This window comes from Burkholderia arboris (assembly GCF_038723655.1).
Lineage (GTDB): Bacteria > Pseudomonadota > Gammaproteobacteria > Burkholderiales > Burkholderiaceae > Burkholderia > Burkholderia arboris.
The window spans coordinates 12,843-32,217 of sequence record NZ_CP109822.1 but is presented as its reverse complement, the minus strand read 5'-3'; the positions used below and the strand labels follow the sequence as shown (position 1 = coordinate 32,217).

Below are 19,375 nucleotides of genomic sequence, written 5' to 3'. Positions count from 1 at the left end.
GGATTCCCGTGCCGCCCATCGTCGTTAACCGCCTTCCGATAGCTGCCCGAGGCGCGCGTCGAGCGCGCCGATCTCGGTGTCCGCGAACACCTCGATGCCATGCTCGCGCAGCAACGCCGCCGTGACCCCGGCGCCCGCATGCCGCCGGTTCCCGAAACTCCCGTCGTAAATGAACGTGCTGCCGCACGACGGACTGCCGTCTGCGAGGATCGCGAAGCGGCAATCGTGCGCCTGCGCGATGGCCAGCGCGGTGTGCGCGCCGGAAACGAACGGCGCCGTCACGTCGGTGCCGTTCACGTCGACGATGCGTGCCCTGCCCGACAGAACCTGCGCTCCCGATTCGCCGCCGGCGATTTCGGCGGGCGGGCGCGGCACGCTGAAGCCGCCCGCCAGTTCCGGGCAGACGGGCACGAGACGCCCTTCACGCTGCCACCGCTCGAGCGCGTCGTGCGCGGCGGTCTTCGCCGAGCCGTTGTAACGGACCGGATGGCCGATCACGCACATGCTGACGAGAATCTTCGGCGTGGCTTGCGGTTGCGGGTCGTTCTTCAATGTCGTGCTCCGTGATGGCGGATGGCGGTTGAGGCAGAGCGGGAAATTCTACGCTTCACCCGCGTGCCGGGCGGTCAGGCCGCCGGTCCTTCCAGATGAATGTCCTCGGGCTCGAGCGCGTAAAGCTCGGGGTCGGGCGCCGGGCTGACCGTGAAGCCGAGCCGCAGGTAGAAGTCGATCGTGCGCTGCGACGGCGTGGCCGACACGTACAGGCGTTCGGCGCCCATCGCGCGCGCCTGCGCCCGGGCCGCGTGATAGAGCTGTTCGCCGAGCCCGCAGCCGCGCCAGTCGTGGCTCACGTGCAGGAACTTCAGTTGCAGCATGTCGCGTCGCGGGCCGAGCGGCCGGTTGTCGACGACGACCGCCGCGACGAGCCTCGCGCCGTCGAACCTGCCGAGAAACCAGCCGCCGCGATCATGGCAGTCGAGCAGGATCGGCGTGTAGTGGTCGGCTTCGCCGTCGGGCCAGCCGGCTACGTCGTAGAACTCCGGCACGCGGCGCAGCGTGCCGTCGCGCAGCACGTACAGGTGCTCGATGATCTCGCGCCGGTCGATGGTCCACACGAGCGGCACGTCGTCGCGCGCAAGGAGGCGGGCGGACAGCGCGTCGCGTTCGGCGGCTGTGCGGCGCGTCATGCGGCCACCCGGTGCGCGGCGATCGCGTACATCAGCGGCAGGCGCGGCATGCCGTCGGGCGGCACCATCCGGTGGCCTTCGAGCTCGCGCATGCCGTCGAAACCCTTCCAGCCGTTCGCGTACGGATATTCGTTCAGGCGGTCGATCGCGAGCCCGGCCGACACGAGCGCATTCACCACGTCGCCGATGCCCCACATGAACTCGTAGCTCGGATGCGGGTTCGCGAAATCGACGACGCCCGGATGGTCGTGCTGCGTGCCGAGCCCCGTGCCGGAAGCCGCGACGTAATCGCCGACGCCTGCGGGCTCCTCGGTCGCGTCGCCCTTGAAGTAGTCGTAGTGCGGCTGCCAGTGTTCGTCGAAATACAGCGCGAACGGATGGAACTCGACCATCGCGAAGCGGCCGCCCGGCGCGAGCAGCGCGGCGATGCCGCGCGCCCATGCGGCCAGGTCCGACAGCCAGCAGATCGCGCCGTACGACGTGAACACGCGATCGAAGCGCTCGCCGCGCGCGGCGGCGTCGGGCATCCAGTCGAGCACGTCGGCGCGCTCGAACCGTGCGGGCAGCCCCGCATCGGCCGACAGTTGCCGCGCGAAGGCGATCGCCTCGTCGGAGATGTCGACGCCGGTTGCGTCCGCGCCGTCGCGCACGAGGCTCAGCGTGTCCTGTCCCGCGTTGCATTGCAGATGCAGGAGCCTCAGGCCCGCGAGATCGCCGAGCAGTTCGCGCTCTTCCGGAAACAGCGTCGAGCCGCCGTTGCGGAAAAACGCGGCCTGATCGCCTTTGTGGCTGTTATGCGCGACCGTCGCCGTATTCCAGGACAGCCGATTCAGTTCGTGCAATGCCTTTTTCATTGAATTCGAATTACGGTGGAATGGGGCCGGATAGGCCAAATTGTCTCGCCGCGTGCAACGGATGCCGGCATTGTCAAGCGGTACGGGGCTTTGTGACAAGCGGATAAACGCGCGCGGAGATTATCGCCGGATTATTTGATCGAAATCATGGCAATGGCCCGATTGCATATTTTATGCGCGACAGGATTAAGGTTTTCCGACGAATTGCCGACAGTAAGGACGAGACCGTCGTAAAGCGATCAACCGTTTTTCGGCTACTGAGCGTGATATCAACGCGGCGCGGACAACAGATCCGCCTTTCGGAGCCTTGCATGCGCAATAACCAGCCCGTTACCCAACAGGAATTCGATTTTCCCGACGACGTCACGCTGATGTCGACGACCGATGCCGACAGCTATATCACCTACGCGAACACGACGTTCGCGCAGGTAAGCGGCTTCTCGAACGAGGAGCTGGTCGGCCAGCCGCACAATGCCGTGCGCCACCCCGACATGCCGCGCGAGGCGTTCGCCGACATGTGGGCGACACTCAAGCGCGGCGAGCCGTGGACCGCGCTCGTGAAGAACCGCCGCAAGAACGGCGATCACTACTGGGTGCGTGCGAACGCGATTCCGGTGATGCGCAACGGCGAGCCGCAGGGCTACATGTCGGTGCGCACGAAGGCGCCGAGCGACGAGACCGCGGCCGCCGACGCGCTGTATCGCGCGTTTCGCGAAGGCAAGGCCGGCCAGCGCCGGTTTCACAAGGGGCTCGTGATCCGCACCGGGCTGCTGCGCATCGCGTCGCTGCCGCAGACGATGTCGGTGCGCGCGCGCGTTCATTCGGCGCTGTGCGTGCTGGCGCCGGCGGTCGTCGGCGCGGGCTGGGCATGCGGGCTGTCCGGCGGCGGGCTCGCGGTGTTTGCCGGCGTGACGGCCGGCGTGGCGGCCGCAGCGGGCTGGTGGCTCGACGCGCAGATCGTGCAACCGCTGAAGCGGCTGCACGAGCAGGCGCTGAACGTCGCGACGGGTGAAAGCCGGCGCGGCGTGCGGATGAACCGCGTCGACGAGATCGGCATGACGCTGCGCACGATCAACCAGCTCGGGCTGATGTTCCGCTGGCTCGTCGACGACGTCAGCGAACAGGTGCACAACGTGCAGCGCGCGAGCAACGAGATCGCGCAGGGCAACAACGACCTGAGCGCACGCACCGAGCAGGCCGCATCGAGCGTGCAGGAGACGGCCGCCTCGATGGCCGAGATGACGGCGACCGTGTCGAGCAATGCGGAGACGGCGCTGCAGGCGAATCAGCTGTCGGTTTCCGCGAGCGACGCGGCCGAGCGCGGCGGGCAGGTGGTGAGCGAGGTCGTCACGACGATGAGCGACATCACCGACAGCTCGCGCAGAATCGCCGACATCATCGGCGTGATAGACGGCATTGCATTCCAGACCAACATTCTTGCGCTGAACGCGGCGGTCGAAGCCGCGCGTGCGGGCGAGCAGGGGCGCGGTTTCGCGGTGGTCGCGGGCGAAGTGCGCGCGCTCGCGCAGCGCAGTGCGAACGCGGCGAAGGAGATCAAGACGCTGATCGGCGCGAGCGTCGAGCGGGTCGAGTCGGGCGCGCGGCGCGTGGACGAGGCGGGCAGGACGATGGAGGATATCGTCACGCAGGTGAAGCGCGTGTCGGACCTGATCGCGGAGATCAGCTCGTCGACGGCCGAGCAAAGCACGGGTGTCGCGCAGGTGGATCAGGCGGTCGTGCACCTGGACAACATCACGCAGCAGAACGCGGCGCTCGTCGAGCAGAGCACGGCGGCGTCGGAGAGCCTGAAGCAGCAGGCGACGCGGCTGGTGGATGCGGTGAACGTGTTTCGGTGATGGTCGGGGCGCGCACGCAATGTGCGCGCCCGATCAATGCATCATGGTTGACGCGTGCGATGCGCGTTCAGGTTTTTCGATTCAATTGGAATGCGCCAACGGATCGACGTTCCTGTTTCGGATTTTGTATTCACGCATTGAATTGAATAGCCGGAACGGAACGCGATAAATGGCGAAAAGACCGGAAAGCTGTCACTCGACTCAATTTATCTGTAGATCGACTGATGAGAAAGGCGGTGCGCCGCGGAATCAACGTATCCGATTTCAAATCATTCACGCTTGTCATCGGTCACCTTGGAGTCGGTGCTATTGCGAGCAACCGGGTAGGGTGAATACGAATACACGGTGCCCGGATCGCGAGCGCTACACCACATCGAAGCGTCATTCGTGCCGCACGGCCAATGGGAGTCAGTTGGATCGCGACGCGAACCTCGCTAGGCAATTGCGGTTCGCGGCGCGTCAGGTACGGCGACACCAACCGGCTGCGAACTCCCGAGCAGCATCAAAGCCGCTGTCAGTGACGTTGAAGGGCGAATCACAAGAGCTTGGACAAACCTAAGAGCACGGTTGAGCACGCTAGCGCCATCTTTTTTTTGTCCTGTTCCGACTTCGCAATGGACATCCGCTTGTTGAGACTTAGGACAGGTCCAATTTTTTGTCTGCGCTAAATTCGATTCGACAAAAAAGATTAAATGCTTCGATGGCGCTTTATGCTAAATAGTTTTCGAATCGTATCGTTAAACAATTTTTGAATAAGATTTTTATCATAAAAATATTGTGTCACATAAGTTGTCAAATACTGTTTCTCGTGACGCCATTTTTCATCTCAATATATAAATTTCAGCATCAAGCTGCATGGGTTTGATATTCTTCGTGCGATAAATTGCGAATGAAATTATTTTTATTGGGATTTCGGTTCGGATGAAATTGAATTCGGGCCGAGAATAATGAGATTGCCGTCGTGCAGATAGCAGCAATACTTCGTACCTTTGCATCCGCTCCGGTCGACTGGAGCACGCGACCGGTCGCTTTTCATTTCGGGAAAGAGCAACGCGCAGCCGGTCGTCTGAAGGCTGTCCGTCTCGCTGACGTCCGTGAACGGATGATGGCGGGCACTTGCGATTCCACGCGTGACGATCCGTCGTCCCGGTTGTTTCTCGAACGGCCAGTGTCGGTGTGCCTTACGAGCGACACGACCGGCGAACTGCCGGCTGGCTATGCCGGCCAGTTCGACACGCTGGCGGTGCAGCTCATCGATGAGCATGGTTGAGACCATGACCGACTCGTTTCTCGATCCTCGGCCGGTAGCGGCTACGCACGCCGATGACACGGCCACGACAGCCGGCGCTCCCGACGCAACGGCATCGCGGTCCGCCCCGCCGCCTATCATCGTTGGCCGAACCCAAGGGCCGACGTTGTTCGACAAGGACAAGCGGCTCATCTGCGTCAAGCAACTGCCTTTGCCCGGCGTCGTCATCTTCGTCCACGGCGTCAACTCCGAGGGCGAATGGTTCAAGGCGTCCGAAGAGGGATTGTGCAAAGGCCTGAATCGTCGGCTGGGACGACTGGACGACCAGATGAAGTATCACGGTGTCGACGCCGGGCAGTTGACGCCTGCGAGGTACACCGAGAGCGTGACGCCGGAGGGGTTTCTCAATCCGAAGCTTTGGGCGGGAAACTATGTCAAATCTGATCCATCGTTTTCGCCCGTCATCCATTTTCGGTGGGGCTACAAGGCGACACTGGATGAACTGAAGGAATACGGCGACAAGATCTTTCTCAACGAGAAGGATTATTGGGGAGGTGGCCCGTTTACCAATGGCTGTTCGAGCTTGCCCGATCTTTGGCACGGCGGCCTCGACGATCGAGCCATGGGCTGGATAACCGTGCAGGGCATCAACCCGACCAACCGGCCGCTGTATCGCGCGCCGCCGCGTGCGTATGGCGTGCTTGCCGCATTGCGGCTTGCCAAACTGATCGAGTCGATTCGAAAGATGCGCGCCGACGTGCCGATCACCGTCGTGTGCCACAGCCAGGGGAATATCGTCGGCCTCACGGGCGCGTTCTTCGGTGACGCGTTACCGGAAGTGGAAGATCCGTGGGGGTGCGAGGGGCGATGCGTCGCGGATGCCTATGTGCTGGCCAACGCTCCTTATAGCCTGGCGAATAGTGAAGGCCCGCACAAATCCGACACGTTCATGGATACCTGGTCGCAACGTGCGACGAAGGATGCTGCGGGCAATCGTGGTCGACAGACCTACGCGGCGCGCACTCAAACGCTCCGCACTTTCTTGTCCCTGATCGGCAATCGCGCTGCCCATGAACCGTCGCCCGACACGGTCGATGCCGACATGGCGAATCACCGGGTATCGCCGACGAGCAACAAGTCGTATACCGCACTGGCCGACCGTGCGCGCCACGGCCTGAACGGATCGACGTACGGGCGCGTCACTGCATATTGCTGTCCGCACGATCAGGTGATCTCGGCGATCACCGTGCAGGGTATCGGTTGGCGCGGCATCGGCAAGCACGAACTGACGGATATCGGCGTACACGGCGTCCTGACGCAACGCGTGTTCGCTTCCGGTTTCGATGTCGGTGTGCAGGAGCGCTACCGCTATTGGGAAGACGACTGGCGGTACGGCAAGAAAGGCACGAAGAGGGGCTTCTGGTATCCGCCCTCGCCGCCGGCGAAGTTCAATCTGGTCGGTGCGCTCAAGGGGAATGAGTCGGTCTGGGGGATGGCGGCAACGCTGTTCTCGGCGCCGATCATGTTCGTCGCGACCGGGTTCAGTTCGGCAATGAACATGTTTCGCGTGAACGCCGATCCGCCGAAGGGTTGGGAGGTATTGGCGGACGCACCGGCGCTGGACGAGACGTTTCCGCCACAGGCGTTGAGGTTCGACAAGCCGATTCTGACCGAGGATGGCGAAGCAACCAGTACCTTCAACGAAGGCAACGATCCACTATCCGCATGGCGCGATGCGAGCAAGGCCGATGCGGACAAACAGGCCGACGATCCTTACGACCAATACAAGGCGAAGACCATGGACGGCGACGCTCACGGCACGGCCGAAAGTGAAGCCGGGCAGCGTTACGAGGACCGCGCCCTGCTGCGGATGGAGGCTCGCCGAACGTTGAACACGGAGTGGGTCGACAGCGATGGTCACGTCATCGGTGAGGACGGCAAAAGCGCTCTACCTGAAGGCTACAAGGAATGGCGCGACAAGCAGATCGTGGATTGGCTTGATCGCGGTACGACGAACAGCCCGACGAACCACTCGACGACGATGACCAACCCGGAGCATGCGGAAAAAGCGCTGGCGTATGACGTGGCGATTGGTCCGTGTTACCTGACGCCTGAACAAATGAAAGCGCTTCGAATTGAGGCAGACTGGCGAATGGGCAAAGGGATTTCCGACGGCAGTCTGGTAAATAAGTACTGCGACTATTTTTCGCGCGGCGATATTGACCAACTTCCTATGCACCAGTGGATTCATATCGAAAACAGTGAAGGAAAGATGCCCACTTCAATCGTGGACGACCGCGAAGGCCAGTTCTATCTCAAGGTTGGGGGTTCGGGATGAGAGCAATCATCGCAACATGGCCGCGACGCATTGCCGTCACGGTCGTGGCATGGATAATCGCGACCCTGCTGATGGCCACTCTAATGGCATATGTAGAACAACCGGACCCGGCACACTTGAAAACAGGAGATTGGATGAAACGATTCGTAGTCGTGCCCGGCTTACTAGCGCTAATGGTGTTTTTACTCACCACGGCCATGACGCGTACCGCGCAAGCGGTGCCGCCGCCCGCTGCAGCGACTACCGCAGTCACTCACTCTGAAGTACCCGCAAGACCCTTCGTTGCACAGGTCGTCGGCCTGATTTGGCTAAATCCGTTGCAACGCAAAGACTATTCAACAGAGTGGCAAACGCTGTGGACGCAAGGGCTTGTTGCACCAAACAAAAACGACGACATGATGCGTACCGACCCGAAGTCGTTTACGACACTCCAATCAGTCGCTGGGATTGCCTACGGAAATGAAGGTACGGAGACATTCAAGGGTTTCTATCACAAATATATGTACGAATTCCCGCTTCTGTTACGTTCACGCTATGCGACAAACCCGAAGTATTTCTACACAGTGAGCCCTGATGATCGAAAAGACTGGCGGGAGCTGGCCGGTATTCGCGTAGAGCTTGCCATTCCTGAGCGGCTTGACGCGTCTGATTCTCAAAGCTACTTGCAAGACTCGATTCGAAAGACGTTTTCCATCGGTAATCCACATTTTCCGAAGGTATGGAGCCACAGCACACCCCCAGATGTGCAGATCACGCAAGGCGGCGCAAGCGCTGGCTTCACGTCGCTGAACAACGCGCTGGACTACCTGCAGGCGAACCCCGACAAGAGCGTATGGGTGATGAATTGGGACGCGCCGAGTTTCCCGCCCACCGATGCCCAGATCAACGAGAACCTCGTCGTGTTGTTCCTCGCTGGTCCGACCTTCAACACCGAGCGCGAACCACTCGCGTGGATCGGCAGGACTGCGACCGGCAACACCGATGCGTTTTCGCAAAAGACCGGTACAACACGAACGGTGCAAGCATGGAAGGCAACCATCGACCAGGCAGCACGCAACGCAGGGATCGCGACCCCAGATATCAAGTACGTCGTTCATGACGCCGGTGCCGGCAGCGATGCCGCATCGGCTCGTCTTGTCGGACTGTCGCAGACATTGACTGAAATCCTGCCCGAATACGACCACAAGAATCAGACGTTCAACACGGCAGCATTGCTCGGCGACATGGGAACCGGTAGCGCATTGACGGACGTCGTGCTGGCGATCGGCCGGATCAATCACTTCGGCGGTAACGCGTTGGTTGCTGGCACGACGGACCCGAAACATCCAGTCGCTGTCGTAGTGACGCCCCCGTCGAAACTCACACCGATCGATCCGGACAAGGACTGGTTTCGCGCGCGCGGCGAAAACAACGCTTACCTGCCGTGGTGGGGGCGTCGTCACGACACCAACTACGGGATGCAGGGCTATTCGTGGTGATGGCGGGGGACGTCGCACACAGGTTGCGCGCGGACCGCTCCTGAACGGGATCGAAGCGAAACGCTCGATTCAGCAGCTTGCCGCGGAACGAGCAATGAGGCGTGAACGAAATTCGCGAACGGTGTGACGTTCCGCCTGGGCGGCAGCGAATTCGCATATGGGGAACCGGAAGACTTCGAAAGTAGCACTGCGAGATGACGCGGGCACAACGGAGAGGGACGCCGGCCCGCGTCGGACCGCCCGGTTCCGGCCGGGCGGTCAGGGCCTGTCGCCGAAGCGGCAGGCCCTGAACCGTCAGACGGCCAGGCAGAGGTACTTGATCACGACGTAGTCGTCGATGCCGTAGTGCGAGCCTTCGCGGCCGAGGCCCGATTGCTTGACGCCGCCGAACGGCGCGACTTCGTTCGAGATCAGCCCCGTGTTCACGCCGACCATCCCGTATTCGAGCGCTTCCGCCACCTTCCACACGCGGCCGATGTCGCGGCTGAAGAAGTAGGCGGCCAGGCCGAACTCGGTGTCGTTCGCGAGACCGATCACTTCTTCGTCGCTGCTGAACTTGAACAGCGGCGCGAGCGGCCCGAACGTCTCTTCCTTCGCGACCTTCATCGCCGGCGTGACGCCCGTCAGCACGGTCGGCTCGAAGAAGCCGTGGCCGAGCGCGTGGCGCTTGCCGCCCGTCACGACGGTCGCACCCTTCGCGAGTGCATCCTCGATGTGCGCCTCGACCTTCAGCACGGCCGCTTCGTTGATCAGCGGTCCTTGCGTGACGCCCGGCTCCGTGCCGCGGCCGACCTTCAGCTGGCCGACGGCTGCCGCGAGCTTCTGCGCGAACTGGTCGTACACGGCTTCATGCACGTAGAAGCGGTTCGTGCACACGCAGGTCTGGCCGCTGTTGCGGTACTTCGACGCGATCGCGCCCTGCACGGCCGCATCGAGGTCGGCGTCGTCGAACACGATGAACGGCGCGTTGCCGCCGAGCTCCAGCGACACCTTCTTGACCGTCGCCGCGCATTGCGCCATCAGCAGGCGGCCGACCGGCGTCGAGCCGGTGAACGACAGCTTGCGCACGATCGGGTTCGACGTCAGTTCGCCGCCGATCGCCTTCGGGTCGCCCGTGACGACGCTGAACACGCCGGCCGGCACGCCCGCGCGCTCGGCCAGCACGGCCATCGCGAGTGCGGAGAACGGCGTCGCTTCCGCCGGCTTCACGACGATCGGGCAGCCTGCCGCGAGTGCCGGGCCGACCTTGCGCGTGATCATCGCCGCCGGGAAATTCCACGGCGTGATTGCCGCGCACACGCCGATCGCTTCCTTCGTCACGACGATGCGCTTGTCGCTCGCCGGCGTCGGGATCGTGTCGCCATACACGCGCTTGCCTTCTTCCGCGAACCACTCGAGGAACGATGCGGCGTAGCCGATCTCGCCCTTCGCTTCGGCCAGCGACTTGCCTTGCTCGGTCGTCAGGATCAGCGCGAGGTCGTCGGCGTTTTCCATCATCAGGTCGTGCCACTTGCGCAGGATGACCGCGCGTTCCTTCGCGGTCTTCTTGCGCCACGCCGGCCATGCGGCGTTCGCGGCGTCGATCGCGTGACGCGTCTCGGCCGTGCCCATTGCCGGCACGGTGCCGAGCAGGCCGCCCGTCGCCGGGTTGCGGACTTCGAACGTCTCGCCGTTCGTTGCGCCTTGCCATTCGCCATTGACGTACGCCTGCTGGCGGAACAGCGACGGATCTTTCAGTGCCAGGGTTTCCTGAACGGTGCTCATATGCATCGCCTGCTTTGAAAAGGACGGGTAAGGACGGAAGAAAACGGCCGCCGCCGTCTTCGCGACGGCGGCGGCGCATTCAGTTGACGTGGACGGGAACTCAGGCCGGCACGCCGACCGTTTCCTTCAGCACTTCCTCGAGGATCACGAGCGCTTCGTCGAACACGGCTTGCGTGATCGTCAGCGGGAACAGGAAGCGCACGACGTTCGAGTACACGCCGCACACGAGCAGCAGCAGGCCGCGCTCGAGCGCACGCGTCTGCACACGCTTCGTGAACTCGGCATCCGGCTCGCCCGAACCCGGCTTCAGGAACTCGACCGCGATCATCGCGCCCGGGCCGCGCACGTCGGCGATCTGCGGCACGTCGGCCTGCAGCGAATTCAGCTTCGCCTTCAGCACGTCGCCGAGTTGCGTCGCGCGGTCGCACAGCTTCTCTTCGTCGATGATCTCGAGCACCGCATGTGCCGATGCGACGGCCAGCGGGTTGCCCGCGTACGTGCCGCCGAGGCCGCCGGGCGCTGCCGCGTCCATCACGTCCGCACGGCCGACGACGCCCGACAGCGGCATGCCGCCTGCCAGGCTCTTCGCCATCGTGATCAGGTCGGCCAGCACGTCGTAGTGCTGCATCGCGAACAGCTTGCCGGTACGCGCGAAGCCCGTCTGGACTTCGTCGGCGATCAGCAGGATGCCGTGTTCGTTACAGATCTTGCGCAGGGCGCGCACGAATTCGGCCGGCGCCGGGTTGAAGCCGCCTTCGCCCTGGACCGGTTCGAAGATGATCGCGGCAACGCGCTTCGGATCGATGTCGGCCTTGAACAGCATCTCGATCGCCTTGATCGAGTCGGCCGTCGTCACGCCGTGCACCGCGTTCGGGTACGGGGCGTGGAACACGTCGCCCGGGAACGGGCCGAAGTTCAGCTTGTACGGGGCGACCTTGCCGGTCAGCGCCATGCCCATCATCGTGCGGCCGTGGAAGCCGCCCGAGAACGCGATGACGCCCGGACGGCCGGTCGCTGCACGCGCGATCTTGATCGCGTTCTCGACGGCTTCGGCGCCGGTCGTGAAGAACGCGGTCTTCTTCGGGAAGTCGCCCGGCGCGCGGTCGTTGATCTTTTCGGCCAGTTCGACGTACGACGCGTACGGGACGATCTGGTAAGCGGTGTGCGTGAAGTTGTTCAGTTGATCCGCGATCGCCTTGACGATCTTCGGGTGGCGGTGGCCCGTGTTCAGCACCGCGATGCCGGCGGCGAAATCGATGAAGCGGCGGCCTTCGACATCCCACAGTTCCGCGTTCTCGGCGCGGGCTGCGTAGAAATCGCACATCACGCCGACGCCGCGCGGGGTGGCGGCGTTCTTGCGGGCCTGCAGGTCGGCATTCTTCACGGTCATCTCCTTGATGTTCTTTCCGGTGAGTAGAAAATCGGGCGCCTTGGCAGCCCATGCAGGGGACTATAATCACATTTGGCTCTGACAATCAGAGCCATTTCAATAAATATTCAGGAGCCAATCATGCGCGCGAGCGTGTTGTCGGACTGGCTGGCGCAGCGCCTCGTGCGCGGCGGCGAGCAGCCGATCTACCGGCAGCTTCACCGGCTGCTGCAACAGGCGATCCTGTCGCGCGAACTGCCGGCCGGCACGCGCGTGCCGTCGTCGCGGCTGCTGGCCGCCGAGCTCGGAATCGCGCGCAACACGGTCACGCAGGTTTACGAACAGCTTGCGCTCGAAGGCTATGTGAACTCGGCGACCGGCCGCGGCACGTTCGTCGCCGACAGCGCGCCGGATGAGATCGTCGGCGCAACGCCCGACGCGGCGGCCGGCCCGGCCGTCGTGATGCCGTCCACGCGGCGGCTGTCGGCGCGGGGTTCGCGGCTGGTCGACGGCGCCGGCGTATCGAAGCGCCAGGGCGGCGCGTTCATGCCGGGCGTGCCCGATGTGTCGCGATTTCCGGCGCGCGTATGGACGCGGCTGCACAACAAGTACTGGCGGCGCCTGCGCCCCGACCTGCTGACCTACGCGCCGGGCGGCGGGCTCGCGCTGCTGCGCGAGACGCTGGCCGACTACCTGCGCACGTCGCGCTCGGTGCGCTGCACGCCCGAGCAGATCGTGATCACCACCGGCATCCACCAGTCGATCGACCTCGCGGTGCGGCTGCTGACCGATCCGGGCGACGCGATCTGGACCGAGGACCCGTGCTACTGGGGCGTGCGCAGCGTGCTGAACGTGTCGGGGCTGACCACGCGGCCGATTCCGGTCGACGACGAAGGCATTGCGCCGTCGGCCGCCGATCTCGCCGAACCGCCGAAGCTGATGCTCGTCACGCCGTCGCACCAGTATCCGCTCGGGATGGTGATGAGCCTCGCGCGGCGCCGGATGCTGCTCGAATACGCGCGCCAGCACGGCTGCTGGATCATCGAGGACGATTACGACAGCGAATTCCGCTACGGCAGCCGGCCGCTTGCGTCGCTGCAGGGCCTCGATACGGCCGGGCAGGTGATCTATGTCGGCAGTTTCGGCAAGACGCTGTTCCCGGGGCTGCGGGTCGGCTATCTCGTCGCGCCGGAGCCGCTCGCGGAAAGCTTCGCGACCGCGAGCGCCGAGCTGTATCGCGAAGGGCAGTTGCTGCAGCAGGCCGTGCTCGCCGAATTCATCGCGGAGGGGCACTTCGTGTCGCATATCCGCAAGATGCGCACGCTGTACGGGCAGCGCCGCGAGGTGCTGCTCGACGCGGTCGCGCACCGTTACGGCGACACGCTGCAGGCGCTCGGCAGCGATGCGGGGCTGCATCTCGTCACGCAGCTGCCGGAGGGCGTCGACGATCGCGCGGTTGCGCAGGCCGCGCTCGAACGCAACATCGTCGTGCGGCCGCTGTCCGGTTACTACGCGGATCGCGCGCGCGCGGCGTCGGGGTTGCTGCTCGGCTATGCGTGCGTGCCGGAGGACGAGATCGCGACCGCGTTTGCGACGCTCGCCGAGGCGATCGACGAGCGGGCGTTCGGCAAGGTGATCGAGGTGGCCTGAGCGGCACATGCCGCTGCCGTATCGCGCGAGTATGGCCGTCGTTGTACCCGGGCCGGGCCATGCGCTCCGCATCGCGGAGAGCATGTACGTGACGTAGCGCCGCCGAACCTCAATACCCGATCCACACCGCGAACGTCAGCGCGACGCACGACAGCGCGAGCAGGATCGCGAACAGCGGCAGCACGAAGCGGATCCACGCGCCGAAATCGACGCGCGCGGTCGCGAGATAGGCGAGCAGCATGCCGGACGTCGGCGTGACGAGATTCGTCAGCCCGCCGCCGAGCACGAACGCGAGCACCGACGTCTGGCCGCTCACACCGGACAGCTGTGCGATCGGCCCGATGATCGGCATGCTCACCGCGGCCTTGCCCGACACCGATGGAATGAACACGTCGAGCACCATCTGCACGCCCATCAGCCCGTTCGCGACCCACACCGGCGACTGCCCGTCCGCGAGCCGCGTGAAGAAATTGATCAGCGTGTCGAGCACGAGGCTGTTCTGCAGCAGCAGTTCGACCGACGCGGCGAGCCCCATCAGCAGCGCCGCGAGCATCATGTTCTTCATCCCGTCGACGAATGCATCGGCCGCGCTGCGCGAATCGAGCCGGCCGATCGCGGCCGTCGCGATGCTCACGGCCGCGTAGAACGCCGCGAGTTCGACGTTGCCCCATTTCAGTTCGCGCGTGCCGTAGATCAGCATCGCGACGGCCGCGGCGAACACGACGAGCGTCGCCTTGTGGCGCAGCGACAGCTTCGCGGCCGCGTGCGCGCTGTGACCGGCGGCCGTTTGCCCGGCGCGATAGCCGGTGTTGCGCACATGGCGCAGCAGGTACAGGATGCCGATCGTCAGGAATACGACGAATACGGCCGCGCGCAGCGCGACGCCGCTGAACAGCGGCACGCCGACGAGCGGTTGCGCGACGGCGAGCGCGAGCGGGTTCGTGACCGACGCGATGTAGCCGATCTTCGCGGCGAGCGCGACGAGCGCGACCGCGTACAGGTCGGAGAGCCCCAGGCGCCGCGCGATCACGACGACCATCGGAATGATCACGAGGTACTCGGAGATGAAGCCGAGCAGCGTGCTGCCGAGCCCGATCAGGATCATCAGCATCGGCGTCAGCAGGTACGCGTTGTTGCCGGTCAACTGCAGCAGCCGGTCGATGCCCGCATCGACGACGCCCGTGCGGCGCATCACGCCGAACATCCCGCCGACGAACATCACCATCACGATCAGCGGCGCGTTCTTCAGCAGCCCCTGCGGCACCACGACGAACGCGGATACGAGGCTCGCCGGCATGGCCTGTGCGGGCGTGCTGTGGCTGACGGCCGGCGCGACGAGCGTCGACAGGTCGGTCGTCTTCGGCACCACGTGATAGGTGCCCGGCACGACGAGCCGGCCGTTGCGCTCGAAGTGGCCGGAGTCGACGATCCACGTGAGCGCGATCGCGGCGGCCAGTACCCACAGCATCATCACGACCGGGTGCAGCATCTTGCCGTGCGGATGCGGTGCGTGGCCGGCGGGGGCGGCCGGATCGTCGGCCGCGCGCGCGGCGGGGTCGGCGCCGTGCGCGCCGGCCGGGTTCGGGGAAGAGGCGGACATCGGATCCTCGTCGAAGAAGGAGCGGGCCGTCAGGCCGGTTGCAGCGCGGCGCGCGCCGGGACGTAGCCGAGTTCGGCGGAAATGGCGTGGCTGCACGCCTGCAGGCGTTCGAGATAGTCGGGGATGTCGGCGTGGCTCACGCGCACCTCGGGGCCCGTCACGCTGACGGATGCAACCGTCGCGCCCGTCAGGTCGCGCACCGGCACCGCGATCCCGACCGCGCCGGGCGTCACCTCGCCGCTGCTGACCGCGTAGCCCTTGCGCGCGACTGCGTCGAGTTCGCCGGCCAGCTTCGCCGGATCGTCGGCCTGCCCGTTCCGGCGCAGTTGCGCGAGATATTCGTCGCGCACGGCTTCCGGCGCGAACGCGAGCAACACCTTGCCCGACGCGCCGAAATTGACCGGCCGGCGGTTGCCGACCGCGCCGACGGTGCGCACCGCGTGCGTCGTTTCGCAGCGCGCGACGCATACCGATTCGAGCCCTTCGCGCACGCGCAGCACGATCGTTTCGTTGATCGCCTGGTTGAGCGCGAGCATGTGCCGGTGCGCGGCGCGCACGAGCGCGTTCTGCTGCGACGCGGCCACGCCGATCACGAACGCCTGCGGGCCGAGCGCATAGGTGGACGTGCGCGCGTCCTGCACGACGAAACGGTGCAGTTCGAGCGTGCACAGCATCCGGTACGTGCGCGATTTGTTGATGCCGAGCTGCGACGCCAGTTCGGTCACGCCGAGGTTCGGATGCTCGGCCACGTAGGTCAGCAGCTTCAGCGCGCTGTCGACGGCGTCGACGATGTAGGTCGTCATGCGGTGTCTCCTGGCGAGGCGATGCGTGCGCGCACGTAACCGGCGAGCGCGTCGAGGTATCCATCGACCGAGCGTTTCAGCGCGGCGAAGCCGTCGTTTTTGGCGAACGCGGCTTCGTCCATGTACAGCGCACGGTTGAATTCGATCTGGATGCTGTGGCGCTGCTGCGCCGGGTCGGCAAATGCGGTCAGCAGGTCGCCGCCCTGGTACGGGTCGTTGATCTGCACGCGGTAGCCGGCGCTGGCGAACCATTGCGCGGTCCACGCGGTGAACGCCGGGTCGGCGGTCGTGCCGCGCCGGTCGCTAACGACGACGTCCGGCCGCAGCGCACCCGCGTCGACGTTCATCGCGTTGCCGCGCGACTTCATCGAGTGGCAGTCGATGTGCCACAGCGCGCGGTGCGCGGCATGCAGCGGCGCGGCGATGCCGGCGAGCGCGCGGCGGTACGGCAGGTAGTACGCGTCGATCCGGTGGCGCACTTCGGCGAGCGACAGCTTGCGGTCGTACAGCGGCACGCCGGGCAGCGCGTCGCGCCGGATCAACCCCATTCCGCGCTGCGTGTACGGCTGCGGCGCAAGCGGCGCGGGCCACGGCTCGGCGAGCAGCGTTTCGTCGATGTCGGTTTCCGCACGGTTCGGATCGATGTAGGCGCGCGGGAACGTCGCGCCGAGCAGCGTGCCGCCGCGTGCGGGGGCACCGGCCCACAGTTCGTCGATATACGCGTCCCACGTCGTGCGGATCGCGTCGTCGGGCGCGACGGTCGAGAAGTCGGGCGGATACGCGATGCCGCTGTGCGGCGAATCGACGACGATCGGCAGCGCGGGCGCCGTCGGTTGCGCGACGAAATACGCGGGCGGTATGCCGGCGGCCGCGTTGTTGCAATTAAACGTCACCATGGGGATCAGGTTCTTTACCTAGTTTCTCGAAGTGTCTCGTTCGTTTGTTTTAATGATTAAAACAGCGTATCAATATTTCACAACGGCAGAAAATTGCGGTCAAGGGCTTTTTTCAAAGCCGGATCTGCGCGCTTTGATCGGCCTGTAATGCCCGTCGTTATTGGATTCGTTTCATTCTTCGAAACGCCTTGAGAATCGGAGGATTTGACCTTCGCGTTCTATTTTTGGCATGACTTGACGCTGCAAATCGTCGAAATCAACAATTAATAAGACGATGTTTTATTCAATAAAACAAGTCATGGGCGATTTAAATCGCTCCCCATATTTAGTCGACAAAAAGGGGTCGGAGATGAAGCGGAAGGAAATGGCGGCCGCGCTGGCAGGCATCGCAATCGCGGCAGGCGCGACGCATGCGCACGCGCAATCGAGCGTGACGCTGTATGGCGTCGTCGATTCGGGGATCACCTACACGAACAACCAGAACGGTCATGCCGCGTGGCAGGCGACCGGCGGCAACGAGCAGGGCACGCGCTGGGGGCTGCTCGGCAAGGAGGATCTCGGCGGCGGCACGCGCGCGGTGTTCCGGCTCGAGAACGGCTTCAACATCGAGACCGGCACCGCGAGCCAGGGCGGCCGGCTGTTCGGGCGGCGCGCGTACGTGGGGCTGGACAACGACCGCTGGGGCACGCTGACGATGGGCCGCCAATACAACGCGGCTCAGGAAGTGCTGGAGCCGCTGCAGATCGGTGCGACCACCGCGCTCACGCAGTACGCGCTGCATCCGTTCGACACCGACGACCTGAACAACACGTTCCGCACCAACAACGCGGTGCAATACCAGACGCCCACGTGGTACGGGCTGCGCGCGGTCGGCCTGTACGGCTTCTCGAATTCGACGTCGTTCGCCGAAAACCGCGTGTGGAGCCTCGGCGCGAGCTACGAGAACGGGCCGCTGCAGCTTGGCGCCGCGTACGTGCGTGTCGATCATCCGGCACTCGACACGACCGGCGCGGCCGCGTCCGACAACTACTACACGTTCGTCAAGGGCGTGACGCGCCAGCAGATCTGGGGCGCGGGCGGCGCGTATGCGTGGGGCGCCGCGACCTTCGGGCTGCTGTACACCAGTTCGCTGTTCAACCTGCAGACGGGCGGTGCGATGCGCTTCAACAACTACGAGGGCAGCGTGCGCTACCTGATGACACCCGCGCTGCAGTTCGCGCTCGGCGAAACCTACACGCAGGTGCTCGCGTCGCAGGGGCCCAAGCCGAGTGCGCACTACCTGCAGACCAGCGCCGGTGCGCAGTATTTCCTGTCGAAGCGCACCGATATCTACGTGAATGCGTTCTACCAGCGCGCGTCGTCGAACGCCGTGGCCGCGATCGAAGGGATCTCGAATCCGTCGAGCACGCGTACGCAGATCGTCGCGGTGACCGGCATCCGCCACAAGTTCTGACGCGGCGGCAGGCCGCGGGCGCGCGCTGTCCGCTTACAGCCGGATCAGCGCCGCGCCCGCAACCACCAGCGCGCACGCGGCGAGCCGCTGCACGCCCGGCCGCTCGCGCATCGCGAACCAGGCGATCGCGACCGCGAAGATCGAGCTCGTTTCGCGCAGCGCCGATACCGTCGCCACCGGCAGGTGCCGGTACGCAAGGATCACGATCCCGTAGGCGGCGAGCGAGATCGTGCCGGCGATCGCGCCCTGCACGAGCGCGGTGCGCGACGCGAGCACCGCGCGCGGGCCGCCGCGCAGCGCGCAGACGAGCACGAGCTGCGGCACGCTCCACAGCAGGTACACCCACGCGATGTAGCCGAGCGCGCTGCCGGAGATGCGCGAGCCGATCCCGTCGCAGATCGAATACGCGGCGATGAACACGCCTGTGAGCAGCGCATACGGCACGCCTTCGCCGGAGAACCGGAAGCCGCGCCGCAGCGCGAGCGACATGATGCCGAACGACACGAGCGCGATGCCCGCGAAGCCGAACGGCGTCGGCCGCTCGTGCAGCAACGCGAGCGCCAGCACCGACACGAGCAGCGGCGAGATGCCGCGCGCGATCGGATAGATCTGCCCGAATTCGCCGCTGCGGTACGCACGCGCCAGCGTGAAGCAGTACGCGACCTCGAGCGCGGCCGATGCGGCGATGTACGGCCACGCGGCGGGCGCCGGCGCGGGCAGCAGCGCGGCGCCGGCGACGCCGAACGCGAGATACGGCAGCGACATCGTGCCGAGTTGCACGAGCCGGTCTTCACTGACGTGGAGGAAGGCATTCCAGATCGCGTGCAGCAGCGCGGAGCACAGCACGAGGCCGATGAACAGGTGATCCATGAACGGAA

The 19,375-nt window shown here is 64.7% G+C and carries 15 protein-coding genes; 5 read left to right on the top strand and 10 right to left on the bottom strand.

The genetic code is table 11. The annotated features are described in order from the left end of the window. Window positions 1–24: 24 nt before the first annotated feature. From OHZ10_RS17265 to OHZ10_RS17255, 3 genes are all read right to left on the bottom strand, one after another. Window positions 25–504 carry a DUF523 domain-containing protein gene (locus tag OHZ10_RS17265; RefSeq protein WP_404823535.1) on the bottom strand — a complete coding sequence of 160 codons (480 nt, stop codon included), beginning with the start codon at window positions 502–504 and terminating at the stop codon, window positions 25–27. A gap of 122 nt (window positions 505–626) precedes the next feature. Further along, a complete protein-coding gene (locus tag OHZ10_RS17260; protein ID WP_059238758.1) occupies window positions 627–1,187 on the bottom strand; it encodes a GNAT family N-acetyltransferase in 561 nt (186 codons plus the stop codon). After that, window positions 1,184–2,041, bottom strand: coding sequence for a class I SAM-dependent methyltransferase (locus OHZ10_RS17255; RefSeq protein WP_174993741.1), 858 nt, complete (start codon window positions 2,039–2,041; stop codon window positions 1,184–1,186). The genes OHZ10_RS17260 and OHZ10_RS17255 overlap by 4 nt, the downstream gene beginning before the upstream one ends. A gap of 311 nt (window positions 2,042–2,352) precedes the next feature. Here OHZ10_RS17255 and OHZ10_RS17250 point away from each other — a divergent pair, with 311 nt between their 5' ends. Further along, window positions 2,353–3,897: a methyl-accepting chemotaxis protein gene (locus OHZ10_RS17250; RefSeq protein ID WP_059238761.1), complete on the top strand. Its 1,545-nt coding sequence runs from the start codon at window positions 2,353–2,355 to the stop codon at window positions 3,895–3,897. A gap of 901 nt (window positions 3,898–4,798) precedes the next feature. Here OHZ10_RS17250 and OHZ10_RS17245 read toward each other — a convergent pair. After that, complete coding sequence (locus tag OHZ10_RS17245; RefSeq protein ID WP_155627253.1) at window positions 4,799–5,173, bottom strand: hypothetical protein; 375 nt, start codon at window positions 5,171–5,173, stop codon at window positions 4,799–4,801. On the opposite strand from OHZ10_RS17245, the gene OHZ10_RS17240 reads away from it, so the two are divergent. Further along, complete coding sequence (locus OHZ10_RS17240; RefSeq protein WP_081051983.1) at window positions 5,172–7,484, top strand: T6SS effector phospholipase Tle3 domain-containing protein; 2,313 nt, start codon at window positions 5,172–5,174, stop codon at window positions 7,482–7,484. The genes OHZ10_RS17245 and OHZ10_RS17240 overlap by 2 nt on opposite strands. Before the next feature lie 134 nt (window positions 7,485–7,618). Next, window positions 7,619–8,962 carry a virulence factor gene (locus tag OHZ10_RS17235; RefSeq protein ID WP_081052057.1) on the top strand — a complete coding sequence of 448 codons (1,344 nt, stop codon included), beginning with the start codon at window positions 7,619–7,621 and terminating at the stop codon, window positions 8,960–8,962. A gap of 294 nt (window positions 8,963–9,256) precedes the next feature. On the opposite strand, the gene gabD is transcribed toward OHZ10_RS17235, so the two are convergent. Beyond that, window positions 9,257–10,726 carry an NADP-dependent succinate-semialdehyde dehydrogenase gene (gabD, locus tag OHZ10_RS17230; protein WP_059240892.1) on the bottom strand — a complete coding sequence of 490 codons (1,470 nt, stop codon included), beginning with the start codon at window positions 10,724–10,726 and terminating at the stop codon, window positions 9,257–9,259. Window positions 10,727–10,826: 100 nt separating this feature from the next. Then, entirely contained in the window at window positions 10,827–12,116 is a 1,290-nt protein-coding gene (locus OHZ10_RS17225) for a 4-aminobutyrate--2-oxoglutarate transaminase (protein ID WP_059238763.1), read from the bottom strand. A gap of 120 nt (window positions 12,117–12,236) precedes the next feature. Between OHZ10_RS17225 and OHZ10_RS17220 the strand changes: the two genes are divergently transcribed. Then, window positions 12,237–13,745 (top strand): PLP-dependent aminotransferase family protein, encoded by a 1,509-nt coding sequence (locus OHZ10_RS17220; protein WP_059238766.1) that lies wholly within the window; start codon window positions 12,237–12,239, stop codon window positions 13,743–13,745. A 109-nt stretch (window positions 13,746–13,854) separates the two neighbouring features. On the opposite strand, the gene OHZ10_RS17215 is transcribed toward OHZ10_RS17220, so the two are convergent. The 3 genes from OHZ10_RS17215 to OHZ10_RS17205 are packed head-to-tail and all read right to left on the bottom strand — an operon-like array spanning window position 13,855 to window position 17,044. After that, window positions 13,855–15,345: a YfcC family protein gene (locus OHZ10_RS17215; protein ID WP_059238769.1), complete on the bottom strand. Its 1,491-nt coding sequence runs from the start codon at window positions 15,343–15,345 to the stop codon at window positions 13,855–13,857. Window positions 15,346–15,374: 29 nt separating this feature from the next. Then, complete coding sequence (locus tag OHZ10_RS17210) at window positions 15,375–16,148, bottom strand: IclR family transcriptional regulator (protein ID WP_059238771.1); 774 nt, start codon at window positions 16,146–16,148, stop codon at window positions 15,375–15,377. Further along, entirely contained in the window at window positions 16,145–17,044 is a 900-nt protein-coding gene (locus OHZ10_RS17205) for an N-formylglutamate amidohydrolase (protein WP_059238773.1), read from the bottom strand. The genes OHZ10_RS17210 and OHZ10_RS17205 overlap by 4 nt, the downstream gene beginning before the upstream one ends. A 349-nt stretch (window positions 17,045–17,393) precedes the next feature. On the opposite strand from OHZ10_RS17205, the gene OHZ10_RS17200 reads away from it, so the two are divergent. Then, window positions 17,394–18,497 (top strand): porin, encoded by a 1,104-nt coding sequence (locus OHZ10_RS17200; protein WP_342705422.1) that lies wholly within the window; start codon window positions 17,394–17,396, stop codon window positions 18,495–18,497. A gap of 33 nt (window positions 18,498–18,530) precedes the next feature. On the opposite strand, the gene OHZ10_RS17195 is transcribed toward OHZ10_RS17200, so the two are convergent. Beyond that, complete coding sequence (locus OHZ10_RS17195) at window positions 18,531–19,367, bottom strand: DMT family transporter (RefSeq protein ID WP_059238777.1); 837 nt, start codon at window positions 19,365–19,367, stop codon at window positions 18,531–18,533. Window positions 19,368–19,375 lie beyond the last annotated feature (8 nt).

Excerpts from the sequence above, each read along its gene's own strand:
- OHZ10_RS17265 (WP_404823535.1), bottom strand. The coding sequence starts at position 504 with ATGTGCGTGATCGGCCATCCGGTCCGTTACAACGGCTCGGCGAAGACC.
- OHZ10_RS17260 (WP_059238758.1), bottom strand. The coding sequence starts at position 1,187 with ATGACGCGCCGCACAGCCGCCGAACGCGACGCGCTGTCCGCCCGCCTC.
- OHZ10_RS17255 (WP_174993741.1), bottom strand. The coding sequence starts at position 2,041 with ATGAAAAAGGCATTGCACGAACTGAATCGGCTGTCCTGGAATACGGCG.
- OHZ10_RS17250 (WP_059238761.1), top strand. The coding sequence starts at position 2,353 with ATGCGCAATAACCAGCCCGTTACCCAACAGGAATTCGATTTTCCCGAC.
- OHZ10_RS17240 (WP_081051983.1), top strand. The coding sequence starts at position 5,172 with ATGACCGACTCGTTTCTCGATCCTCGGCCGGTAGCGGCTACGCACGCC.
- OHZ10_RS17245 (WP_155627253.1), bottom strand. The coding sequence starts at position 5,173 with ATGGTCTCAACCATGCTCATCGATGAGCTGCACCGCCAGCGTGTCGAA.
- OHZ10_RS17235 (WP_081052057.1), top strand. The coding sequence starts at position 7,619 with ATGAAACGATTCGTAGTCGTGCCCGGCTTACTAGCGCTAATGGTGTTT.
- gabD (WP_059240892.1), bottom strand. The coding sequence starts at position 10,726 with ATGAGCACCGTTCAGGAAACCCTGGCACTGAAAGATCCGTCGCTGTTC.
- OHZ10_RS17225 (WP_059238763.1), bottom strand. The coding sequence starts at position 12,116 with ATGACCGTGAAGAATGCCGACCTGCAGGCCCGCAAGAACGCCGCCACC.
- OHZ10_RS17220 (WP_059238766.1), top strand. The coding sequence starts at position 12,237 with ATGCGCGCGAGCGTGTTGTCGGACTGGCTGGCGCAGCGCCTCGTGCGC.
- OHZ10_RS17215 (WP_059238769.1), bottom strand. The coding sequence starts at position 15,345 with ATGTCCGCCTCTTCCCCGAACCCGGCCGGCGCGCACGGCGCCGACCCC.
- OHZ10_RS17210 (WP_059238771.1), bottom strand. The coding sequence starts at position 16,148 with ATGACGACCTACATCGTCGACGCCGTCGACAGCGCGCTGAAGCTGCTG.
- OHZ10_RS17205 (WP_059238773.1), bottom strand. The coding sequence starts at position 17,044 with ATGGTGACGTTTAATTGCAACAACGCGGCCGCCGGCATACCGCCCGCG.
- OHZ10_RS17200 (WP_342705422.1), top strand. The coding sequence starts at position 17,394 with ATGAAGCGGAAGGAAATGGCGGCCGCGCTGGCAGGCATCGCAATCGCG.
- OHZ10_RS17195 (WP_059238777.1), bottom strand. The coding sequence starts at position 19,367 with ATGGATCACCTGTTCATCGGCCTCGTGCTGTGCTCCGCGCTGCTGCAC.